The 23,073-nt window shown below is 38.7% G+C and carries 21 protein-coding genes and 2 pseudogenes; 12 read left to right on the forward strand and 11 right to left on the reverse strand.

Annotation, left to right across the window (positions count from 1 at the left end; genetic code table 11):
• The first annotated feature begins 222 nt into the window (after positions 1–222).
• Positions 223–1,593 carry an LPXTG cell wall anchor domain-containing protein gene (locus WS44_RS05905; RefSeq protein WP_046433645.1) on the forward strand — a complete coding sequence of 457 codons (1,371 nt, stop codon included), beginning with the start codon at positions 223–225 and terminating at the stop codon, positions 1,591–1,593.
• A gap of 93 nt (positions 1,594–1,686) precedes the next feature.
• Positions 1,687–2,484, forward strand: a complete 798-nt coding sequence (locus tag WS44_RS05910) for a putative ABC transporter permease (RefSeq protein ID WP_013641328.1) — start codon at positions 1,687–1,689, stop codon at positions 2,482–2,484.
• A gap of 18 nt (positions 2,485–2,502) precedes the next feature.
• On the opposite strand, the gene WS44_RS05915 is transcribed toward WS44_RS05910, so the two are convergent.
• From WS44_RS05915 to nrdJ, 4 genes are read right to left on the reverse strand one after another with little or no spacing between them, the layout of a single operon-like run.
• Entirely contained in the window at positions 2,503–3,066 is a 564-nt protein-coding gene (locus WS44_RS05915; protein WP_014565451.1) for a cob(I)yrinic acid a,c-diamide adenosyltransferase, read from the reverse strand.
• Entirely contained in the window at positions 3,066–3,590 is a 525-nt protein-coding gene (locus tag WS44_RS05920; RefSeq protein WP_046433647.1) for an ECF transporter S component, read from the reverse strand. The genes WS44_RS05915 and WS44_RS05920 overlap by 1 nt, the downstream gene beginning before the upstream one ends.
• Before the next feature lie 3 nt (positions 3,591–3,593).
• Complete coding sequence (locus WS44_RS05925) at positions 3,594–3,992, reverse strand: DUF4430 domain-containing protein (protein ID WP_013436882.1); 399 nt, start codon at positions 3,990–3,992, stop codon at positions 3,594–3,596.
• Between the two features lie 17 nt (positions 3,993–4,009).
• Positions 4,010–6,244: a ribonucleoside-triphosphate reductase, adenosylcobalamin-dependent gene (nrdJ, locus tag WS44_RS05930; protein WP_046433649.1), complete on the reverse strand. Its 2,235-nt coding sequence runs from the start codon at positions 6,242–6,244 to the stop codon at positions 4,010–4,012.
• A gap of 258 nt (positions 6,245–6,502) precedes the next feature.
• Between nrdJ and WS44_RS05935 the strand changes: the two genes are divergently transcribed.
• On the forward strand, positions 6,503–7,540 hold the full coding sequence (locus tag WS44_RS05935; protein WP_046433650.1) for an AI-2E family transporter: 1,038 nt from the start codon (positions 6,503–6,505) through the stop codon (positions 7,538–7,540).
• Complete coding sequence (locus WS44_RS05940; RefSeq protein WP_046433652.1) at positions 7,537–8,109, forward strand: SGNH/GDSL hydrolase family protein; 573 nt, start codon at positions 7,537–7,539, stop codon at positions 8,107–8,109. The genes WS44_RS05935 and WS44_RS05940 overlap by 4 nt, the downstream gene beginning before the upstream one ends.
• A gap of 41 nt (positions 8,110–8,150) precedes the next feature.
• Here WS44_RS05940 and WS44_RS05945 read toward each other — a convergent pair whose 3' ends face one another.
• The gene (locus WS44_RS05945; RefSeq protein ID WP_046433654.1) at positions 8,151–8,333 is read right to left on the reverse strand and encodes a hypothetical protein; all 183 of its coding nucleotides are present in this window, start codon (positions 8,331–8,333) and stop codon (positions 8,151–8,153) included.
• Positions 8,334–8,537: 204 nt separating this feature from the next.
• Between WS44_RS05945 and WS44_RS05950 the strand changes: the two genes are divergently transcribed.
• Positions 8,538–9,872, forward strand: a complete 1,335-nt coding sequence (locus tag WS44_RS05950) for an SLC45 family MFS transporter (protein WP_046433655.1) — start codon at positions 8,538–8,540, stop codon at positions 9,870–9,872.
• Between the two features lie 116 nt (positions 9,873–9,988).
• Here the strand turns inward: WS44_RS05950 and WS44_RS05955 are convergent.
• From WS44_RS05955 to trpX, 4 genes and pseudogenes are all read right to left on the reverse strand, one after another.
• Positions 9,989–10,305 (reverse strand): annotated as a pseudogene (locus WS44_RS05955) (hypothetical protein).
• A gap of 327 nt (positions 10,306–10,632) precedes the next feature.
• A complete protein-coding gene (locus WS44_RS05960; protein WP_013436888.1) occupies positions 10,633–11,394 on the reverse strand; it encodes an ATP-binding cassette domain-containing protein in 762 nt (253 codons plus the stop codon).
• Positions 11,391–12,290, reverse strand: a complete 900-nt coding sequence (locus WS44_RS05965) for a branched-chain amino acid ABC transporter permease (RefSeq protein WP_046433657.1) — start codon at positions 12,288–12,290, stop codon at positions 11,391–11,393. Before WS44_RS05965 ends, WS44_RS05960 begins: the two co-directional genes overlap by 4 nt.
• The gene (gene trpX / locus WS44_RS05970; protein WP_046433659.1) at positions 12,287–13,279 is read right to left on the reverse strand and encodes a tryptophan ABC transporter substrate-binding protein; all 993 of its coding nucleotides are present in this window, start codon (positions 13,277–13,279) and stop codon (positions 12,287–12,289) included. Before trpX ends, WS44_RS05965 begins: the two co-directional genes overlap by 4 nt.
• A 97-nt stretch (positions 13,280–13,376) precedes the next feature.
• Here trpX and WS44_RS10000 point away from each other — a divergent pair, with 97 nt between their 5' ends.
• The 4 genes from WS44_RS10000 to WS44_RS05985 all read left to right on the forward strand — a co-directional run bounded on the left by WS44_RS10000 (position 13,377) and on the right by WS44_RS05985 (position 17,268).
• Positions 13,377–13,502, forward strand: coding sequence for a hypothetical protein (locus WS44_RS10000; protein ID WP_006351306.1), 126 nt, complete (start codon positions 13,377–13,379; stop codon positions 13,500–13,502).
• A 134-nt stretch (positions 13,503–13,636) separates the two neighbouring features.
• Positions 13,637–14,344 carry a YjjG family noncanonical pyrimidine nucleotidase gene (locus WS44_RS05975; protein ID WP_013436891.1) on the forward strand — a complete coding sequence of 236 codons (708 nt, stop codon included), beginning with the start codon at positions 13,637–13,639 and terminating at the stop codon, positions 14,342–14,344.
• Between the two features lie 61 nt (positions 14,345–14,405).
• The gene (locus WS44_RS05980; RefSeq protein ID WP_046433660.1) at positions 14,406–16,331 is read left to right on the forward strand and encodes a TetM/TetW/TetO/TetS family tetracycline resistance ribosomal protection protein; all 1,926 of its coding nucleotides are present in this window, start codon (positions 14,406–14,408) and stop codon (positions 16,329–16,331) included.
• A gap of 118 nt (positions 16,332–16,449) precedes the next feature.
• Positions 16,450–17,268 carry a Cof-type HAD-IIB family hydrolase gene (locus WS44_RS05985; protein ID WP_013436893.1) on the forward strand — a complete coding sequence of 273 codons (819 nt, stop codon included), beginning with the start codon at positions 16,450–16,452 and terminating at the stop codon, positions 17,266–17,268.
• 27 nt (positions 17,269–17,295) lie between these two features.
• On the opposite strand, the gene WS44_RS05990 is transcribed toward WS44_RS05985, so the two are convergent.
• Positions 17,296–18,399 carry an endonuclease/exonuclease/phosphatase family protein gene (locus WS44_RS05990; RefSeq protein ID WP_013436894.1) on the reverse strand — a complete coding sequence of 368 codons (1,104 nt, stop codon included), beginning with the start codon at positions 18,397–18,399 and terminating at the stop codon, positions 17,296–17,298.
• A gap of 51 nt (positions 18,400–18,450) precedes the next feature.
• On the opposite strand from WS44_RS05990, the gene WS44_RS05995 reads away from it, so the two are divergent.
• A complete protein-coding gene (locus WS44_RS05995) occupies positions 18,451–19,032 on the forward strand; it encodes a histidine phosphatase family protein (protein WP_022087645.1) in 582 nt (193 codons plus the stop codon).
• Positions 19,033–19,091: 59 nt separating this feature from the next.
• On the opposite strand, the gene WS44_RS06000 is transcribed toward WS44_RS05995, so the two are convergent.
• Positions 19,092–20,105, reverse strand: a complete 1,014-nt coding sequence (locus WS44_RS06000; RefSeq protein WP_013641339.1) for a D-2-hydroxyacid dehydrogenase — start codon at positions 20,103–20,105, stop codon at positions 19,092–19,094.
• A gap of 623 nt (positions 20,106–20,728) precedes the next feature.
• Between WS44_RS06000 and WS44_RS06005 the strand changes: the two genes are divergently transcribed.
• Together WS44_RS06005 and WS44_RS06010 are read left to right on the forward strand one after the other, a co-directional pair.
• Positions 20,729–21,556 (forward strand): exodeoxyribonuclease III, encoded by an 828-nt coding sequence (locus WS44_RS06005; RefSeq protein ID WP_046433662.1) that lies wholly within the window; start codon positions 20,729–20,731, stop codon positions 21,554–21,556.
• A gap of 67 nt (positions 21,557–21,623) precedes the next feature.
• A pseudogene (locus WS44_RS06010) lies at positions 21,624–23,035 on the forward strand (amino acid permease).
• The last annotated feature ends 38 nt before the right edge of the window (positions 23,036–23,073 follow it).

Here is a 23,073-nt window from a genome sequence, read left to right on the forward strand (position 1 = left end):
ATTTAACTCGATTCTCCGGGAGCCATTTCCCGATTAGGCCTGTATTTCAAAATAAAATTGCTTAAAATCGTTGATAACACTTGACTTAGAGTAGAAAAAGCAGTTTTGTTTGCTAAATTGCGACAAAACTGTAAAAGTGTATTTTTCCATTGAAGAAAGCATTGTTCTACAAGTTTATCTCCGTATAATTTCAAATAACAAAAAAGTTGTACGGAGGGAAAAATGAGAAAGATTCTTGTAGGCATTGCTTTCTTTTGTTTTTTATCCTTTGCCCAAGGAGTAAGAACCGTTCAGGCAGCCGTGATGGATGTGAGCGATAATTTTGTCTCACTCAAGGTTGATAAAAAGAGAGCCAAGTTTAACGATGATTTTGTGCATGTGCAGGCCAAGTTTAGTGATAGAAGACAGGCTTTTACTGCTAACAGTCTGATGAAAATTACGTGGGAAAATGTAGGTGGTGCATCGCTTCAAGGGATTAAAGAAAATAATAGACTCATAATTCAGGATGAAGCAGGTAGAGATCATGAAGTAGGTCAATATGTTGTTGATCAAGATGGCGTAGTTGTCTTATTCAATGACAATATAGAGGATTTTGAAAATGTAACTGGTCAAATTGATTTTGATCTGCAAGTTAAAAACAAATCTGAAAGAGGTCAGACCTTGTTTATTCAAGCGGGTGATTTAACTAAGTTTCTTCATGTAGTAGGACAAAATAATCCTGTAGAAGAAATTAGCTCTGTTGATATTAACGGAATTTTTGATCAAGACAATATTTCCTGGGAAATCAAGATTGATCCAAAAAAGGCAGAATATGATCAAGTTGTAGTGGAAAATGCTATACCTGAAGGTTTAATTTGGGATGAAAAATCTTTAAAGGTCCAAGTCGCAAACCATGAAATTAAGTTTGGCAAAGAAAATCCAAAGATTAATCAAAATAATTTAACGCTAACTTTAGATGATAAAAAATATCGTGGTCCGATTAGTATCAGCTATGCCACTCAAGTTAAGGATTATGCTGCACTTGGCGCTGTGAATCAGGTAGCTGTTAGCTACAAATTAAATGACGAAACAACTAATCAAAATATTTATGGAGGAAAAATTCAAGATGAAGAGATTACAAGCATTTTTGGCAAACTTCTCGAGACGCAAGAGACTGGAAAGAAGAATACAAAAAGGTATAGATATGGGGAAAAAGCTACGCGAATTAGAAGGACAGACGGAAATGAGATGCTGGTGGCTCGAAATGCTGATGGAAGAAGAGAAGAAAAAGCAGACACTGAATCAGGAAATAAAGAGTTAAAGCTCCCAGTAACGGGTTTAACAGGCTTGGATAATCAGCCAACTACAATTAGTACACCTAAGGCGACTAGGATTAGACATAGTGATAAGGACTTCAAAACTGTCGCAGATAAAATTTTAGACGATGATGATCTAAAAGAAGTTAGCTTCAAAAAGCATAATCGACACAGAAATAGAACTTCTTCAGCTAGCCTTCCTAAAGCAGGCGAATCTGCATCACTTTTCTTGTCTATCATCGGTTTATTTGCTCTAATTGTGGGTGCCCTTACATTGGGCTTAAAAAAGGAAAAGTAGATAGTTAATAAAATCTATATTTTCGATAGCCAAATTACTCTCTTTCACTTATTATGGATATATAAGCTTGTATATTGAAAGAGAAATATAAAGATGCCATACACTATTTCTGAAATTATTGTTTTATTTTTTACATATTCTTTTATTGGCTGGTTATGGGAAACAATATATTGTTCGATCAAAGATCATCATTATGAATATCGTGGCTTTTTGTTTGGCCCATATTGTCCAGTCTATGGATTCGCAGTTACTACAGTCTTAATCTGCACTAAAGATGTCCAAGACAATATCTTCTTGCTATTTATCGTCGGAATCATTGTCGCGACAGTCTTCGAATATGTCGCGAGTTTATTCCTTGAAAAAGTCTTCCATCTTAAATTATGGGATTACTCAAAATTGTGGGGTAACATCCAAGGTCGTGTAGCGCCAGTTATTTCCTTATTCTGGGGCTTCGGCGTAATTCTACTAGTAAAATTTATCCAGCCATTTGTACAAAAGATTATCAATATTGAGGAAAGAGATACGCATGGTTGGTTAGCTGTAGGGATCACGATAGTTATGGGAATCGATACAATCTTAACTGTAATCAGTGTCGAAAGATTCCATATTACAACCAAGATGTGGGACAATCGCATCAACCAATTTATTGAACGCGTTAGATCCAGAGTAGAAAGCAGAATGGCTGAGAAAGGCAGACTTAAAGTTGGCGACTGGCATCACTCAGTTATTCAGCACTACGACGAATTAAAACCAAATCGTTTAAGTTGGAACCAAAAACGTATGCTTAAGAGCTTCCCTAAATTAAGAGTTTTGGATGCACCTAAGTTTATGGAAATAAAGAAAGCAATTCTTGAAAAAGAAAATCGCTCAAACAAAAACACCGCTGCTTAATCCGGCAACGGTGTTTTTTTAGCCATTAATACGGTTCTTTTCTCGCACTTTGCTTTTTATTTCGGTGTAACCATCAAGTACATTTGCGTAGCGTCCTAAGATGAAAAGGTAATCGGAAAGGCGATTCATATACTCCAAATCGCAATCGTCTAATTTTTGTTCATTTAAACTCAACTTGACTAAAGACCTTTCGGCACGTCTAGCAACGGTTCTAGCATATTGTAAGTTAGCACCCGTAACCTTGCCACCAGGCAAGATAAATTCAGGAATAGTGGGTATTTTAGGAGTTAATTTATTAATGCGGTCTTCTAACTGTGTGACATTTTTCTCACTAATTTCATGATGGTGCTTAACGACAATATCGGCTTGCAGTTGGTATAAATTACGCTGAACGTTTTCCAGCTCTTCACGTAATTCCCGGCAATTCTTTGATAAGTTGGCGATCACCACACCAAGGTATGATTGAAGCTCATCCACATTGCCCAATGCTTCAATTTGCAGGTCATATTTTGGCACTATTTTACCAGTAACCTGCTTGGTTAGCCCTTTGTCGCCAACTTTAGTGTAGATTTTGATTGTCATTAGATTATCCTCCGTTGATAGGCTTCAAGTGCTTTGGTGATTGGTTTATATAAAACAAAGTAGAAGGCAAAGTTGCCAATTGCATGGTAGGTATCAAAGGCGAAGCTAGAAACAAGGTAAGCGATGAAAGCAGGCAAACCACCGAAAATAGTCATCCCCAGGTCGACTAAAAAGCCGTATTCCCAACCTAAAAAGGTGGCCAAAGCTACCTGTAACCAAAAGTGATTTTGCAGTGGCGTAACTTTGTTTAAAAAGGCCACAGTTAATACACAACCAGCATAAGCTAAGATTTGGGGAATAGTCCAAATGCCGAATCCCAAATAAATATTAGAAATCAACATTGTCAAAGCAGCTAAAGTGATACCTGAGCCGATACCCAAATAAAGAGTAACAATCATCAAGATATCAGTTACTGGTTGTACGTTGGGAATAGGAATAATTTTGAAGATACGCAAGACCACGCACATTGCTGTAAGCATGGCCAGTAATGCGATTTGTTTGATTTGCAGCCGCTCAGTAACCATAAATTACTTCACCTTGTCTAGAGTAAATTTAACTTTATCCTTGTTAGCAACAGCTTGTTTGTCGGCACCTTTGGTTGCCCATTTGCCGTTAATTGTGTAAGTCCAATAAATCTTTTTCTTAGGGTTTTGCTTTTTACCATCGATTGAAGTAATAAAGCCCTTAGTTTCTTGCACTTTCCATGCTTTCTTAAGACCGGTAATTACCTTGGCCTTTTTCTTAGGAATCTTAACGGATTTATCACTTACGGTTTTCTTGCCTTGTTTCAAGGTGTAGTTAACCGTAATTTGATTGTTAGAGCTCTTTTTGGCAGTGGATGAACTATTATTTGAGCATCCCGTCAAAAATAAAGTTAAAAATGCAACGATTGTAAATAATAAACTAAATTTGTGTTTGTTCTTCATTTTTATCTTCTAATAAATTACTTGATTGGGCAAGCTCCGCCTTCACAGTCGGTTTGTCCTACAATTTCTAATCCCTTTTGATCATCATTTTGCTTTGCAAATACTTCTTCAACATCATCAGTAATCAAAGCAGCTCTTTCTTTATAGGTCTTCTTGTCAATTGGCTCTTTTGGAGCTTGCTTGAGTGAACCACCGTAGTAAGGAAGAAGTGAAGTTGATTTGATAGTGTGTCTGTATTGGTGAAGAAGTGGAGCAATTTCGTCACTTTCATCTGATTGGAAGGTGATGGTGCAGCTGACGGCATTGTCAGACCAGTATGTTTGCAAGAATGCTTGGGTCGCGAATTGTTCCGCAATTGAAACCGTTCCGGCAGAAGCAAAGTTTTTACTATCGGCGTGAGCAGCTCGTAATGGAAATTCGACGCAAATAGTGTTCTTAGTGTAAATATCTGGTTCAGTATGATAGCCGCATTCTCTTAAGGCTGGAAGCAATGGATCGCTAGCCTGGAAACGAATTCTCTGAATCAAATAACCAGCATAGTGGAAGTGCATCCCTTCTGACACACCAGCCAATTTAGCCACCGTACCAGATGGTTTAACTGTGGTGTGCTTAATTGATGGGTGGGTGCCTAATTCCTTGCTGTAGGCCTTATCTGCGTCGACTACAGCCTTGTATAAGCCATCCACTCTTTCAACTGCCTGTGAATCATAGATTGGTTTCTTAATCTTTTCACCAGTTTCTGCATCAACGGCATCTTCAAAGCCAGTGACTACTCTGTGGCCCAAGTCATTAAGCAGCCAGTCTTGAATACCAGACATTGAAATACCGATTCTGCGGTTCTTTTGAATAATCTTACGTGAAACTTCCCAGTCGTAGTGACTAAAGGTAACTCTCTTAGCAAAACGAGTAGCTAAGGCGAAGGCCTCTTTTAAGTCCCAGCCTTGCATTTCAGCGATGTATGGGAAGACTTCAAACAAGTTGCATGGCTCACCATTTGCCAAAGAAATTTCGCCACAAGGATTAGTACCTTCAACGTCATCGTCAATTCCTGGTTGATAGCCATCAACAATACGACCATAGTTGCGTGACAAATCTAAGTTAACGATACCAGGCTCGCCATTATGCAAAATGCCGTCAGCAATTGGACCATAATTATTAAACTTAGAATTAATGGCCACACTGTTGTTAGAAGCCCAACGGTGGTGATAAAGCTTTTTCTTATCCTGCTTCATCTTGATAAAGTCTTGGTCGTCGCTAGAGCCAAGTGCAAGCTCAGCTGAACGACGAACGTTGCCGGCAACAACTGTTTTACCAATCAAGTTACAAATGTCAGTCGCATCAACAGCAGTCAAGTTTTTACCTGCGCGGGCATTAATGACGTTGTTGATATCGATAAACATTTCAACTAAAGGCATTGGACCTGAAGCAGTACCGCCGAAGCCATGGACCTTGGCACCGTATGGACGAATATCAGTAATGTCCAAAACTAATTTGGTCTTTCGATCAGGATTGGTTTGGTTAAAGTGCATATCAATTAAACGGGCATTGGCAAGAACCCAGCCTTCACGAGTATCAGGCAATCTGTAGTAAATCACGTCGTCTTGATCTGGATTTTGCTTTTTCCATTCGTCTTTATCAACGGCGCCAACCTTGATTGAGGCATCGTGTGACTTGCTGCCTTTATCGATTACAACAGTTAAATCGATTTTGTTATCAACCTTAGGAATTTGCTTGATGTTGTCGTTAACAACTGAAAAACCAACGCCGCCGCCTTTCATTAATTGATCGAATAGGAAGGAGAAAGGCATGGAGACAGCTTTTTCTCTCTTATCAACGTAAGAAGGCACGATGTGACTGTCGCCATATTCTTGAGGACGAATAGCGATGAACCAGCAGTTGTTTAATGAATCGCCAGTCCGTTTTTGATAATCGGTTCCTGAAATCCAAAGGTTACGACCTGAAGGAGTAGCTGATAAGCCATAAACTAAACGGAATAATCGTTTAGCTTCATTGGTCAATTCGCTGATAACTTCTTTAGAGGGAGAGTCTTTTAGACGTGGATCAAGGTTGATGTTACCTTCGATCACACGCTTAACTGTCTCATCCCAGTTTTCTGAACGATCTTGATCAGGAAGCCAACGGGCATAAGTTCTCTTATAAGTTACCCAGCCAAGTTCACCCCAGTGAGGTTTGATTTCATGTTTCACTTGATCAATAAAGTTTTGATCTAGTTCAATTCTAGTAGATGGCATGTTTTTCACTCCTAAAAGATTATTATTGTTTCACAAAACACATTATGTATGAGCACATATCTAAATGTACCACAATATCTTGTGGTTTGTAGAAAATTATCGCGGATAGCATTGATTTGTAAACTGCAAATCCCATCAGAATAGGGCTAATAAATTAGAAAAAATTTTAGATAAAATGTGGTATAGCTTTAGAAAGCAAAAAATATAGAAAATTATCATGTTACAATCAAAAATAATGGAAAAAACGAGGTTTGATTCATGAATACAGCTTGGCAAAAATTTAAAGACAATGTGCCATTGCGTAGAGTTGTCGTATTTTTGTTAATCGTAGCTTGTTTGTACGAGATGCGGGCAATGATGAATACGATTCTGTTAACATTTATTTTTACTTACGTAATCGTGCACCTGATTCGTTTAGTCCAGCGTTACATTCCTAAGATGCCGACAGGGATAATAGTTGTCGTCACGTATCTGATAATTCTGGCACTATTGTATTTCGTTATAACGGTTTACTTGCCCATGCTGGTGGTGCAAATCAGTAAGATGGTGAAGTCTGTTATGGTATTTTATGAAAGCGATGAATCGTTGCGTTTGATGTCGTACGTAACGCGTTACATTAGTAAAAGTGAGTTGATTGAACAGGCAAAGCACGCTATGACTTTTGCCTTTCACACTGCTACTAATATCGGCACGCTGACCATCGCGACATTTATGTCACTGATCTTAAGTTTCTTTTACACGATTGAATTAAAGAAGATGAGAGAATTCTCTAGTTTATTCGTTAAAAGCGGCTACTTGAAGTGGCTCTTTGAAGATATTTGTTACTTCGGTAAAAAATTTACCAATACCTTTGGTGTAGTGCTTGAGGCCCAATTCCTTATTGCGATTTGTAACACAGCTTTGACAATGATCGGTTTGGCTATAATGAGAATGCCACAGATTGTCGCCTTAGGTTTGATGGTCTTCATTTTGAGTTTGGTTCCAGTTGCTGGTGTAATCATTTCGCTGATTCCGCTAAGTATTGTGGGCTACTCAGTAGGCGGCATTCGCTACGTGATTTACATTTTCATTATGATCATGATTATTCACGCCGTTGAAGCCTATGTCTTAAATCCTAAGTTCATGGCCAGCAAGACTGAATTACCAATTTTCTACACATTCTTGGTTTTGCTTGTGGCAGAACATTTCTGGGGCAGCTGGGGCTTGATCGTAGGTGTGCCAATCTTTACTTTCTTCTTGGATGTTTTAGGCATTAAGCCAACTAAAAAGAGTAAGAAGAAGGCAGTTCTAAAATGAGATTATTACTGACAGGCGATAGCATCATCGCACGCAATGAAGGCAAAGAAGAGCCGCATATTAACTGGAATTTAAAAAAGATGTTGCCTGACGTAGAAATTGAAAATACTGCAGTGTCGGGGATCAATTCAGGTGCGTTTTTTGCAAGACTTAATGAATTAGTTTTGAACGTGAAAAAGTGCGATAACTTGGTAATTTTACTTGGGACTAATGATCTGGCAACGCATAAGCAGGTACCGTTAACGCAATTTAAGCAAAATATGGAATTGATTTGTTCAGCGATAATTTGTGCATATTATCCGCCACATGTTTTGCTTGTTTCGCCACCCGCCGTTGATGAGGAAAAGCAGCTTGTGCGCGATAATGCTTTAGTAGAAAAATATGCCAAAGCAGTCGAAGAAGTCGCTCAGGAATATCATTTTAGATATGCGGATTTATGTCAGGCGATGTTAGATGCAGGGGACATCAAGAAGACTGCCCAAGGAATGAAAAATGATGGTTTGCACTTTGGGAATGCAGGCTATGAGATATTAGCTAAATTGATTGTTAAAAATTTGAAGAGCATGTAAAAAAGAGGCCGAAAGGCCTCTTTATTTTTTATTCAATTAAATTATCTTATTGCCGCGAACAACAATCCACCCACGGTTACCAGAGCCAGGAATGGGATGAGCAAGTATGCGCAAAATACGAAAATCAATCCGGCAATGAGTAAGAAGCCAAAAATCTTGATTAAGCCAACCCCCAACTTGAAGAAAAGCCAAATCAAGAAAATTGTTAACAAAAGTGAAAGCATAGTTTCATACCCCCATAATCTATGAGAATATTTTACTACCAGGAGATGGAGAGAGCGTAGATTAAGTATGCCGATTTTAGAAAAAATCAAGAAATGTTTATGCAATTAAGTTACCGTTAACAGAGCAAATCATATTGAAAGCTCTTTCTGAAATCGATATCATTTAAAATATGAAAGCGATTTAGATGGAAGGAGAAAGAGAACTTGAAGCAAGAAAAATCAGGTTTACCAACGCTAGCCGCTTCCACTATTTGGATGATTAGCTTAGGTTATTTAGGCGTACAAATTGCATTTACTTTGGAAACTTCACAAATGAGTAGAATTTTCCAAACTTTAGGGGCTGACCCAACAAAATTAGGTTGGTTCTTCATTTTGCCACCACTTGCTGGTCTGGTGGTGCAACCAGGAATCGGATCCTTATCAGATCGTACTTGGATTCCTAAAATCGGGAGAAGATTGCCATATTTATTGATCGGGATGATTTTTGCCGTTATCACGATGGTCATTTTGCCTAACGTCGGTAGTTTCGGTTTAGGATATGGATCCTTAGAAGCACTTATCTTTGGTGCTGTCGCAATCGCTGTTTTGGATGTCGCTTCTAACATGGCGATGCAACCATTTAAGATGATGATCGGTGATATGGTCAACGACGATCAAAAGTCATATGCTTACGGAATTCAGAGTATGCTTTCCAACTTTGGTGCCGTAATTGCTGCATTCTTCCCATTCTTGCTAACCAGCTTTGGTGTTGCCAACACCGCTAAGAAGGGTGTAGTGCCACAATCAGTTGTCATTTCATTCTATGTTGGTGCAGCTGTTTTGGTAATTACTTCATTGTTCACCATCTTCAGAGTTCATGAATATGATCCAGAAACTTATGCTCGTTACCATGGTATCAAGGAATCAGATAACAAAGAAGGTGGCGGTTGGATTGAATTGCTAAAGAAAGCGCCAAAAGTATTTTGGCAAGTTTCATTAGTCCAATTTTTCAGCTGGATTTCATTCCAATACCTTTCAACTTATGCAACTGGTGCGATTGCGCAAAACGTATGGAACACCACTTCCGCTTCTTCAGCAGGCTACCAAATTGCAGGTAACTGGTTCGGCGTATTGACTGCTGTTCAATCAATTGCGGCTGTAATTTGGTCATATGTTTTGGCTAAAGTACCAAACAATCGTCATAAGTTAGGCTACGGCTTAAGTTTGGCATTAGGTGCAATTGGCTACACTTCAATTTTCTTGGTTCATTCACAAATGCTGCTGATTCTTTCATTCATTTTAATCGGAATCAGCTGGGCAGGGATGAACACTTATCCATTGACTATGGTATCTAACGCTTTATCAGGTAAACACATGGGAACCTACCTTGGCTTATTCAACTGTTCAATTTGTTTGCCACAGATTGTCGCTTCATTACTCAGCTTTATCATCTTCCCAATGGTAGGTAACTCAATGCCAGCTATGATGTTAATCACTGGTATTTCAGGATTCTTAGCTGCTTTATCAGTTATCAGCATTAAAGAAACCTACGTAAAATAATTTAGACCAAAATAAAAATGCATGAAGTCAGAATTTGGCTTCGTGCATTTTTTAGTTATTCATTTTGTTAGATCTGAATATTTTTATTAATCCTTAACAACATCCTTAGTGTCTAACTATTGATTGCCACTGATCTTAACAAGCTTCTTGCCGTTAGTCTTCTTAACATCCTTAGCAGTGAAAGTTGAACCCATTGAAACTGTCTTAGCGGGCTTTCCACCGTTTGCGTTTAAAACAGCGTCTTGGTATCTTTAACAGTAACGAAGATCTTGTCGCCTTTCTTGATAGCTGGGTTAGTAGGAGCAACTTCTGCAACACCCAACTTTGGGGCAGTGAAACTAGCAGCTTCGGTAACTGAAGCACTGACACCTAATAAACTCATTGAAGCGACTGAGACTGAAACAACTTTAGCTAATTTCTTTGCGTCTAACATAATGAATACCTCTAATTTCTATATCACTTAAACTCGTTGGAACTTTTCGTTCCCTCATTCCTTACATCCTCGTTGCATAACATATATTATAAAATTTAAGGGATAATTTGAATTTTTTAAAAAATAATTTAGGTCCCACAAATGTTGCTAGAATAACGCTTTCAATTATTTTTAGTTAAAAATTGGCAAAATAAATAAAAATAGCTATCTATTTTAGATAACTGTTTTCTTAGTATAAGTCCTTTTATTATGATCTCAATTCTTATTTTAGTCAGAATTAAAGCCGTTTCATAGTGCTTATTTTACGGAACATGTGAGTAAAAATAACTAATCAGTGAAATATTGCAAAATATCTTCTTCAGTTAATTCTTTCTTTTCTTCACCTTTAACATCTAATACAATTTGCCCGCTATTCAGAATTACCATCCGATTGCCATACTTAATGGCATCTTTTAATTGGTGGGTGATCATAATGCAGGTTAATTTTTCTTCGCGTACAACTTGATCAGTTAATTCGAGTAAATCGCGGCTGGTATTAGGATCAAGGGCAGCTGTATGCTCATCTAGCAACAATAATTCTGGCTTTTTGATGGTAGCCATTAAGAAACTGAGTGTTTGGCGCTGACCACCTGAGAGATTGCCCACGAAAGTATTTAAGCGCTCATTTAATCCATTAGGCAGCTGAGCAGTCTCTTTTTCAAATTCTTTCATGTGTTTATCGAGCCCTCTAGGGCGCAGGCCACGATGTTGACCACGCTTAGTAGCTAAAAGTAAGTTCTCGGCAACCGTCATTCTTGGAGCAGTTCCCATCTTAGGATCCTGGAAAACTTGGGCAATATACTTGGCACGTTTTACTTCAGATAAAGGAGTTAAATCACGGTCTTTTAAGAGGACTTTCCCAGTAATGGGAAAAATGGAGCCGTTGATGATATTTAAAAGAGTAGATTTACCAGCACCGTTGGTCCCCAGCAAGGTCACAAAGTCGCCATCTTCCAGTTTTAAGTTGATGTTTTTGAGAATTTGCTTTTCTTCGTTTGTACCTTCATTAACTGTGGTGGTAATGTTTTGTAAATCTAAAATTGTGCTCATGGTTTTTGAACTCCTTTTTTCAATAATTTACGTACATGGAACTTTTTCTCAAACAATGGCAACATCATGCAGATAGCTAAGATAATTGCGGAGATCAATCTGAAGTCGTTGGTGCTGAAGCCTAGTTGCAAAACTAATAACAAAATCAAACGGTAGATGATACTGCCGATGATGATGGCAATTAAACGAGCAGTTAAAGTTAAATTGTTGCCGTAAACGACTTCGCCGATAATGATTGCGGCAAGGCTGATAACCATTGTTCCGATCCCCATGTTAACGTCGGCATAACCACCGTTTTGGGCGATCAAACCACCAGCTAAACCAATTAAGCCGTTTGAAAGCATCAAGCCTAGGATCTTCATGTTATCGGTGTTGATACCCAGTGAGCGAGCCATTTTTTCATTATCACCAGTTGCGATGAAACTTTGACCAAGGTCGGTATTTAGAAAAACAGCTAACAAAAGGATAATCAATACTGCAAAGAAGAGACCAACCACAATAGTAGGGAAGTTAGTAGGCAATTTTTGTAAAAACTTCTCGTTAAGCAAAGTAGCTTTGTTGAGCAAGCCGACATTTGCTTTACCTAAAATACGCAAGTTGACTGAGTAGACACCAGTCATGGTTAAAATTCCAGCAAGTAAAACTGGAATTTTGCCTTTGGTATAAAGTAGTCCAGTAACTAACCCTGTAAGCATCCCGCCTAAAAATGAAAGGATGGTAGCCAGCACCGGATCAACGCCGTGTACTAAAGCACTGACGCAAATCGCTGCACCGAAGGGAAAGGTTCCTTCAACAGTCATATCAGGGAAATTTAAAATTCTAAAAGTGAGAAATAGGCCTAAGGCTAAGACTCCCCATAAGAGACCTTGCCCGATAGTTGATGTAATAAGGCTCATTTGATAATCCGTCCTTTCTTTTGTGCAGCCTTGATGACGCTGTCTGGAATATGAATGTTTAATTCGTTTGCGGCTTTTTGGTTAATCATAGTTTCATAGCTGGTCACTTTTCTAACCGGTGTATCTGCTGGATTTTTACCTTTCAAAATTTGTCCGGCCATGTGACCAGTTAAAACTCCCATGTCGAACTGGCTCACACATCTAGTGGCAAGACCACCTGACTTAACCATGGTATCGGCAGCTGGGAAAACAGGAATCTTTGCTTCGTTAGTTACCTTAAGCAAGGTGGCAATTCCTGAAGCAACGGTGTTGTCGGTAGGTACATACACTGCTTGAACTTTGCCCGCCATGATTTGGGCAACTTGTTCAATATCATTGGTAGAAGTGATCGTGTATGGACGAACTGTGAGGCCTTCTTTTTCAGCTAATTTTCTAAATTCACGATATTCAGATGCGGATGAATCATCGCTTGAGGTGTAGACAACCCCGATCCGTTTAGCTTTAGGTAAAATCGTCCGCAACAATTTTAATTGAGCTGGAATAGGCTGACGATCTTGCACCCCGGTAACTTTGCCACCAGGATGGTTCAAACTTTTAACTAAGTGCGTTCCTAGTGGATCACTGACTGCACCCATGATTACTGGCGTGTCGCCTGATTCGTTAGCCAAAGATTGAACAGCTGGTGTCGCAATTCCGATTGTCACTGCTGCATTTCTTTGGTTAAAACGATCACTCATTGATTTCAAATTACTTTGATCGCCTTGGGCATTTTGAAAACCGATTTGGATATTTTTACCTTCGCGGTAACCTTCGTCTTCAAGACCCTTAATAATACCGCGGTGGATTTGATCCAAGGCTGGGTGACTCATAGTTTGTAAAATGCCCACGACCTTTTCTTTTTGCGCTGTAGTTTGTTTATTTACCTCTATAACAAATGCGGCAACTAAAAAGGCGAAGAGAGCAATAATTGTTCCGATTAATCTTTTCATTTTTCCGACTCCCATAAACAAAAAAGGACATTTCCGTTTTACGGGAAATGTCCAAAAAACCCCGCACGTTTATTAAATTCGTGCGGGCTACTTTTTTATGAAGATTTACCAGCACAGATGCGAAAAGTATCTGAGTCGCATCCGTGCTTTTAATAAGCGTGCAGAAACAACTCTAGTGCTGGAATTGCCAACGATTGATTACTACATTCTTAAACATGGTTAAATCTTCCTTTCATTCAAATTATTTGTTGTCACAAATTTTAAAGAGTTATTAAAAAGTTGTCAATCACTTTTTTCATTTAATTTTTAAAAACTGATATAATTGATATTCTAGAATTAAGGAAAGGACTAACCACATTGCGCTATAAACAAATTATTTTTGACGTTGATGATACTATTATCGATTTTGCGGCAACTGAAGATTTTGCTTTGCACAGTCTTTTTAATGCACATCATTGGCCATTATCTCAAGAACTTCAGCGCCAGTACCATGCTTACAATCAGGGATTATGGCGCAGACTTGAACAAGGCGAGTTAACCTATGAACAGCTGAGTGAAATGACCTTTCATGACTTTATCAAGGATCATTTTGGAATTGAGATTGATGGTAAAAAGGCCATGGACGAATATCGTTCATACTTTGGCGAAGCACATAAACTTCTGCCGGGTATAAAAGATACTTTGAAGTTTGCGAAGAAGCAGGGCTATAAATTAACTATTTTGAGTAATGGTGAAAAGTTTATGCAAAATCACCGCTTGGAACTAGCTGGCGTGAAAAAATATTTTGATTTGATTGTTACTTCAGAAGAAGCCCATTATTCTAAGCCGAATCCACATGCTTTTGATTATTTCTTCAGTCGAACTGAGATCGGTCCTGATGAAACAGTCTTCTTTGGCGATGGCTTGCAATCCGATATTTTAGGTGCAGAAGAATATGGCTTTGATAGCATCTGGTACAATCACCGTCACCGTAAAAATACGCTCCATTTGCACCCAATTTTTGAAGTGGAAAATTATCCAGAATTCGTTAAATTGATGCAGAATGATTTTCAAAAGAAGTATTAATTGAATTAATGAGAAGGGTATCTTATCTTTGAGATAAGATACTTTTTTTAGGTGAAAAATGATGAAGAAAATTACAACAGGAATTGTGGCCCACGTTGACGCGGGTAAGACGACTCTTTCTGAAGCCTTGCTGTATCGGGCAGGAAATATCAGGAATTTGGGAAGAGTGGACAATGGGGATGCATTTTTAGATACCCAACAACTTGAGAAAAAACGGGGCATTACTATTTTTTCTCATGAGGCTAAATTGACTACGGATGATGCAGAGATTACTTTGCTTGATACGCCAGGGCACGTCGATTTTGCTTTTCAAACCGAAGAAGTGCTGAGCGTTTTAGATTATGCGATTTTGGTTATTTCGGCGACCGATGGCGTCACCAGTTATGCCAAGACGCTGTGGAATTTACTTGAGAAAAATCATGTGCCTGTTTTTATTTTTGTTAATAAAATCGATATTGCAGGTACAAATAAAGGTCAGGTTTTAACCGATATTCAAAAAAGTTTAAGTGAAAATTGCCTGGATTTTAGCCAAGAAGATCAAACTTTTTATGAAAATGTGGCTTCGGCTGATGATCAGCTGCTCGAAAAATATCTGAATGGCGAAGAAATTATGAATTCGGATATTCAAAATTTAATTGTGCAGAGAAAGATCTATCCCGTTTATTTTGGCTCAGCTCTGAAATTAACTGGAATTACGGAATTTTTAGCAGGCTTTGATAAGTGGACTAAAGAAAAAGAATATAGTCCTGATTTTTCAGCTAGATGCTTCAAGATTTCGCATGATAAAAATGGGGAGCGCCTTAGCTGGATTAAAATTTTAGGCGGCAAATTGCAGGCAAAAACTGAATTAGCCGGCGAAAAGATTAATCAATTGCGCGAATATAACGGTGAAAAATTTACAACGGTTGTAAAAGTAAATGCAGGCGAAATTGTTGCAGCTACTGGTTTAACTAAGACTTATCCAGGACAAGGCTTTGGCGCTACAGACGCAAAAGAAGCCAGTCTAAAGCCAGTTTTAACTTACAAGCTTAATCCACTGGATGAGGATATTCATGCCTGTCTGATGGCCTTAAAGACGCTAGGAGACGAAAATCCGCAGCTTCATGTAACTTGGTCAGAACATTTGCAGGAACTTCGCGTTCAGGTGATGGGGAAAATTCAACTCGAGATTTTAAAACAATTGTTGCAGGAACGTTTTACTTTAACCGTTGATTTTGAACAAGGCAGCATTTTATACAAAGAAACTATTGCTCAACCAGTAGAAGGCGTAGGTCACTTTGAACCGTTGCGTCACTATGCGGAAGTGCACCTGTTGCTTGAACCAGGTCCAAGAAATAGTGGCGTAGTTTTTGAAAATAACTGCAGTCTAGAAGCTTTAACCAAAAATTGGCAACATCAGATTATGACAGCTCTTAAATCAAAAGAGCATTTGGGAGTTTTACTGGGTACGCCAATTACAGACGTAAAAATTACTTTGCTTGGCGGTAAAGGTAGTATTGTGCACTCAGTCGGTGGCGACTTTAGAGAAGCAACTTATCGTGCGGTGCGTCAGGGCCTGATGGAATTAAAAGAGCAGGACCAATTGATCTTGCTTGAACCATGGTATGATTTCCGCCTTGAAGTAAGTCAAGAACATGTAGGCCGCGCGCTGAATGATATTCAAAGAATGAATGGTCAGTTTAATTCACCAGAAAATAAAGGCGACCGCACCATCATTGAAGGCTCGGCACCAGTTAGTGAAATGCAGGATTACGCTGCGCAAGTACGTGGCTACACGCATGGTGACGGAATCTTTGAATGCGTCGTAAAGGGTTATTTGCCTTGTCATAATGCTCAAGAAATCATCGAACAGAAAAATTATGATCCTGTTTCAGATCTAGATAATACGCCTAACTCGGTCTTTTGTTCACATGGTGCAGGCCACACGGTAACCTGGGATAAAGTGCCAGAAACAGCGCATTATCCATATACGTACCCATTAAAATAAAACTTCTTGCATGAAGTGAAATATATGATTACCTGTGAAAGAAATTTCATTTTTAGCAAAAAACGATGAAACAAAAGCGCTTACATAGTAACATAAAGGTATTGGAAAGGTGATACACATGACTACAATACCCTTTAAAGCCGTAGCTGTTGATATGGACGGTACTTTTTTAACAGAAAAGAAGACTTTTGATCATCAGCTTTTTGGTAAAATTTTGAAAAAACTACAAGCAAACAATATTCCCTTCATTTCAGCTACAGGTAATCAATTGATCAGATCACATGAATACTTTCAAGAATTCACTGAAGGAATTGATTATGTATCTGAAAATGGCGCTATTCTCGAAGCCGATGGCAAAGTAATCAAAAGAACTGCGCTCGATTATGATATTGCTCAGAAGTTGCTTCACTTTATTCAAACCGAATATCCAGAAGCAATCATCATGGTTAGTGCAGAACATCATTGTTACATCTTGAAAAGTATGGATAAGGCAACCAAAGATGATATTCGAATTTACTATCGCAAAGTAGAAGAAATCGATAAATTTACTGATATCGATTCTAGCGATGCTATTTTGAAAGTTTGTCTGACTGCCGACGATGAATTAGCTACAATTATTCAAGATCGCTTCAATGAAAAATACGGTGATTACGTTCGCGGTACTAGTAGCGGTAATATGACGATCGATCTGGTGCACAAGGGCATTAATAAAGCCAAAGGTGTAGCTGATATGCTTAAGTACTATGGCATTGAACAAAAAGATTTGATTGCTTTTGGTGATGGTGAAAATGATATCGGCATGCTTGAGGCATGTGGTTATAGCTATGCCATGGAAAATGCTAACGCTAAAACGAAGGCGGTTGCCAAATACGAAGCACCATCGAATGATGAGAATGGTGTCTTAAAAGTTTTAGCTAAATATTTAGATATTGAATAAAAATAAAAAAGCCGTAAAACGGCTTTTTTATTTTAAGCTAAATCCTAATCTGACTGGATTGTGATCGGCATAACGATAATCAGTGTTGATATCGGTAGCCTTGGCTTTAATATTTTTTGAAATGATAAAGCCATCGCCAACTGTTTGGTAGTTAACCTTAGGCCGATATTTCATATCCGTTGATCTAACTGTAGCTACACGCTCACGGTTAGTTGCTTTAACCATGATGAAATCCTTAGGCAACATCTTTTGATCTAAAACAGATACCCAACTAGGAATCTTTTCTTGATGGTCAAAGTGGGTGAGCATGTCGCGGCCTAATGCGTGGTTGAAGTCACCACCGACAATGACGTAATTGCCCGCTTTATATTCAGCTTCGATTACTTTAGAAAGAATCTTCATTTGCGCTTTACGCATTTTGCCGCCTTTATCATAGGCTGACATATGACTATTGATGACGATTAATTCTTTTCCGCCTTTGATTGGGTAGTGCATAACCGTGAAACAGCGATCAAGATCTGTAAATTTGGAGATAAATGCGGAAGAAACAGGATATTTTCTTCTAACTGCGCTTTGCATGTGGTACTTACTCATACTAAGCAAACCTGATTGAACGCTGCCGTGTGGGTCATAAAGTGGCCAAGCGAGATATGCGGAGTGGAAATTATTGGCAAAAACATGGTCATAATTTTTAAAAGCGTGCTCAACTAAATTAACTTGGTTGACATAGTGGCTACGCGTTGAGTGGGTATCGATTTCTTGAAAGAGCATGAAATCAGGATTCTGTTTTTTCATCGTCTTGATGACACCATCGGTTGAAGCAAGAACGGATTGTTTAGAAAAGGCAGTACCACGTGTCCCTTGCGTTTTTGTGCCGTTTTTGAGTTCACCTTTATCCATAAAGAAATCAAAATTGTGATTATATGCACCAAAACCAACATTATAAGTAATAATAGAGTATAGATGGTGCAAGCTTAATTGTTTAGATTGATTATTTTTTATAGACAGTTTGCGATTATCAGGGATGCGATAGTAGTGCATTTGCATGTAGCCCACATAACCGATAATTACTACAAGCAGAATACCGATTAAGCTGAGCAAACCGATTCCAATTCTTTTTAGTATTTTCATTTTTAACCTCGATATGGGAGAAGACAATGATTACAGTATATTTAGTTCGTCATGGACAAACCTTTTTTTAATTATTTCCATAAGATCCAAGGCAGATGCGATTCTCCATTAACTCCATTAGGAATTGCGCAAGCAGAAGCTACACGTGATTATTTAAAAGAAAAATACGTACACTTTGATTATGCCTTTTCTTCAAGCTCTGAAAGAGCGAGTGATACGTTGGAAATTATAACGGAACATAAGATGCCATTCAAGCGTGATAAGGGATTGAGGGAGTTTGCCTTTGGTCGCTATGAAGCCCACGATGAAAGCTTGAATCCTAAGCCACCTTATAATGACTTCTTCAAACAATTTGGTGGAGAAAGCCAGGTCGAAGTAGAAGAGCGGATGGATAAAACGATTCGTAGATTGCTTAAGGATATTCCAAATGGTAAAAACGTGTTAATTGTCTCACATGGTGGTGCCTTAATGAACTTCTTAAGAAAAGCACTGAACAGTTTACATCCCCTAGGAAAACTGCATTATCACAATTGTGGCATCGTTGTTTTAAACTATGATGGTAAGAATTTCACTTTAAAGTCAGTAGCCAATCCTGCGGACGACGTGTCTGATAGCTATAACGATAATTTATAAACCAAACAAAAAATCTCAGCCCAATTGAGCTGAGATTTTTTGTTAATTCTAATTTATTTTTAGAACTTGTTCTTGTCCAATGCAACTGGAGAATCTGGCTTTTCGCCGTTGATTAACTTCAAGTTGTTGTCAAATGCCTTAACAACCATGTTGCGTACAGCGTGAGTGGTGTAGAAGGCGGTGTGTGGAGTTACCAATACGTTTGGACGATCAATTAAGTCTGCCAAACGCTTGTCTGGGAATTCTTTACCTTCCCAATCCTCGTTAAATACACCAACTTCGCCTTCGTAAGTATCCATAACGAAGCCGAAGATCTTGCCTGAGTCCAAACCACGGATAACTGCGTCAGTGTCAACAAGTGGACCACGTGAGCAGTTTACAATTACAACGCCGTCTTTCATTTCTGCAATTGACTTGTCGTTGATCATGTGTACGTTAGCTGGTACATCTGGTACGTGAAGTGAAATTACATCAGCTTGCTTGTACAAATCGTCAAGTGAGTCAACGTAGTAACCCTTCTTTTCAAGTTCTGGGTTCTTGAAGATATCGTAAGCAATAACCTTTGCGCCGAAACCTTCCATAATTTTCATAAATACTTGACCAATGTGACCAGTACCAACAACACCGACAACTTGGTCACGAACTTCACGGCCGATAGTTGGTGCCCAACGTAAATCACGTTTAGCCATCTTTTCGTCCATGCGCTTGTCTTGACGTAATATACGTGCAGCTTGAATAGCAGCATGTTCAGCAATAGCGTCTGGTGAGTAAACTGGAACATTAGTAATTTCGAAGCCTAATTCCTTAGCCTTGTCCATGTCAATGTTGTCGACACCAACGTTACGTAATGACATCTTAGTTACGCCAGCATCTGCCAATGCTTGAAGAGTATCAGCGGTGTAGTCTAGTTGTTGGTAAACAACAACACCATCTGAACCTTTAGCAAGCTTTGCAGTTTCAGGAGTCAAAAGCTTATCAGTGTAATCAACATCGATATCCTTGTGAGCTTCCTTCCATTCGTTCAAGAATGGTTCTTCATCTTTACGAATAGCGTAAGCAAAAATCTTTGTCATAAATTTAAACCTCCGTAAAATTTATTAGTATGACCAGCCCTCATTATACACTTCCACTTGTTCAACAAAACACAAAAAAGCTTATTTTTTGCAGAAAATTTTAAAAATTTAAAATAAAACAAGCTAAATAAGCAGAATAAATTATTCCTATATACGGCAATTGTTTAAGGAATTATAAAGACATAGAGAATATAATGACACCATGTCATGCAATTGGTATTATATACTCATAACAAAAATACAACGCAACAAATAGAGATAGATTGCAAGAAGGTAACAAATCTTCTAATTCCTTATTAATACATCCTATTGGGCGTTTTATTAACTCATACATTGGGAGCTCAAGCGACTATGTGGTCGCAAAAGCGAATGTTGATAAAAAGCCCATCCCCTTTTTGCGAAAGTGAAGAATCAAGTCCCCTGCATATCTCAAGCGTTGAACCTTTTTGTTAACCTTGATGATTCGTTTTCACAGCATTAGTGATGAGTAGGCTAATGTAAAAAAATCTCGTTATTCTCATTCAACACAACTCCCTTAAAGGGCTGGTTTAGATTAGTTATCTAAGCCAGTCCTTTTCTTTTTCGGCTATAATTAGCATGAATAGAAAAAAGGAGAAAGAGCAATGATTTTAATTTCATGGAATATTGATTCACTTAATGCGGCTTTGACTGGAACATCAGCTAGAGCTGAAGAAACCCGTCAGGTGTTAGATAAAATTCATGACGCAAATCCTGATATTATTGCAATTCAAGAAACCAAGTTGCGTGCAACGGGTCCAACTAAGAAGCACCAAACAGTACTTGCAGAAAAGTTTCCTGAATATGATTACGTTTGGCGTTCTTCAGAAGAACCGGCCAGAAAAGGTTATGCAGGAACAATGTATCTTTATAAAAAAGAATTAACGCCAAAAGCTTCATATCCAACTATTGGTGTACCAGATACGATGGACGCGGAAGGCCGAATTATTACGCTTGATTTTGATAAGTTCTTTGTCACACAAGTTTATACGCCCAATTCAGGTAGTGGCTTAAAGCGTTTAGCTGATCGCCAAGTTTGGGATGAGAAATATACTGAATACTTACACAAGCTAGATCAAGAAAAGCCAGTTTTGGCAAGTGGCGATTACAATTGTGCTCACACTGAAATCGATTTGAAGCATCCCGAAAATAATCACCATTCAGCCGGCTTTACTGATGAAGAAAGAGTGGACTTTACCAATTTATTAGATGCAGGTTTTACAGACACATTTAGAAAAGTTCACGGCGATATTACAGATGTTTATTCTTGGTGGGCTCAACGCGTTAGAACCGCCAAGGCCAACAACTCTGGCTGGAGAATTGACTACTGGCTAGTATCTAATCGGATAGCCGATAAGGTGGTTCGGTCAGAAATGATGGATACCGGAAAAAGAGCAGACCACTGTCCAATTTTGCTCGAAATTAACCTGTAAAATAATCAAAACACTAGTATAATTACTTTCGAAAAAATATTTTTTTGGAAGAGTAGAGGTTAATTTTTTGAATAACGAGAAAAAAGAAGATTGGGCCCTGGAGCAGGACTTGAAATACAATCGTCTGACTGCATTCAAGCTGTTTGCGATGACTAGCTCCATTTGGTAAGACTGGTGCTACAGCGCTGCTTTATTTATTGATTGCTGGTATTGCCTGGTTTATACCAATTACGTAAATGGCCGGAGAAATGGCTTCAATCAATGGCTGGGAGAAAGGCAGTATTTTTACCTGGGTTAAGGGATCTTTAGGTGATAAAACCGGCCGGACCGCAATGTTTTATCAATGGATCCACATCACTGTAGGGATGGATACCATGATGTAAGTCATTATTGGTGCTTTATCTATTACACTGGGGACACCATGGTTTAATACCACGCCAATTGTGCGTTTTGCCCTGATGATGGTAATTCTGTGGGGTGCGACTGCAATTCAATTAATCGGTGTTAGAAAAATCGGTCGAATTGCGGAATGGCTCTTCATCTTAGGAATCGCGTTGTCGGTGGTATTGCTGATCATTTCATTCTTTGTTTATGTAGCACAAGGTCATCCATTACATATGGTGATCAACTGGAATACGGTGATCCCACATAAGTTGAATGGTTCAACATTGGTTGCCTTTGTTCCATTTATGTTGGCATTCTGCGGCGGGGAGCTTCAGCTCCTCACGTTAAAAACCTGGATCATCCTCGTTCTTATTCAAAAGTTATGCTTGCTTTGGCCATTACAGCTATCTGCTTTGACCTGTTAGGTAGTATGGCGATTGGAATGACTGTACCTAAGGATCAAATCCAAAATAGTACTGGCTTTGTTTACACATATGGTAAATTGCTTACTTCAATTGGTCTTCCTGGTGATTTATTGCAAAAGATTGTGGGAATCATGCTCGCCTGCGGAATCATCGGTGAACTTGGTAACTGATTGCTGGTCCTAACCAAGGGATGTATGAAGCTGCAAGGGAAGGCTACATGCCTAAATTCTTTGCCAAGACCACTAAGCATGATGTGCCAATCAGAATCATGATCTTTCAATCAAGCATTGTTACTATTTCTGCGCTTTTGATTACATTTACTAGTGGTGCCAATGCGGACTTTGCCTTTAATGTTTCTTTGGCCGTAACTACTGCTCAGTGCTTGATGGTTTATATGATCATGTTGATCGCTTACATTGTTTTAAAGAGAAGACACGAAGACTATCACCGCATGTATTACATGTCGAAGAATCCTAACACCAGTATTGCGATTGCAATTTTTGCATTAATTATTACCGTAATTGCATTCTTCGTTACCTTCGTTCCAGCATAAGGAACTCCAAGTTACTTACATGGTGTTTATGTTTGGACTTTGATTGGCATGTGTGTGATCGTATCAGTTTTGCCACTGATTTTGTATCGCTGGCATGAAAAATGGCAAAATCAATAAACTTGAAGCATTCGTTTTTAAAAAGCGAGTGCTTTTTT

Origin of the sequence: Lactobacillus sp. N54.MGS-719 (assembly GCF_000980505.1) — a bacterium.
In the GTDB taxonomy this organism is placed as follows: Bacteria; Bacillota; Bacilli; order Lactobacillales; family Lactobacillaceae; genus Lactobacillus; species Lactobacillus amylovorus.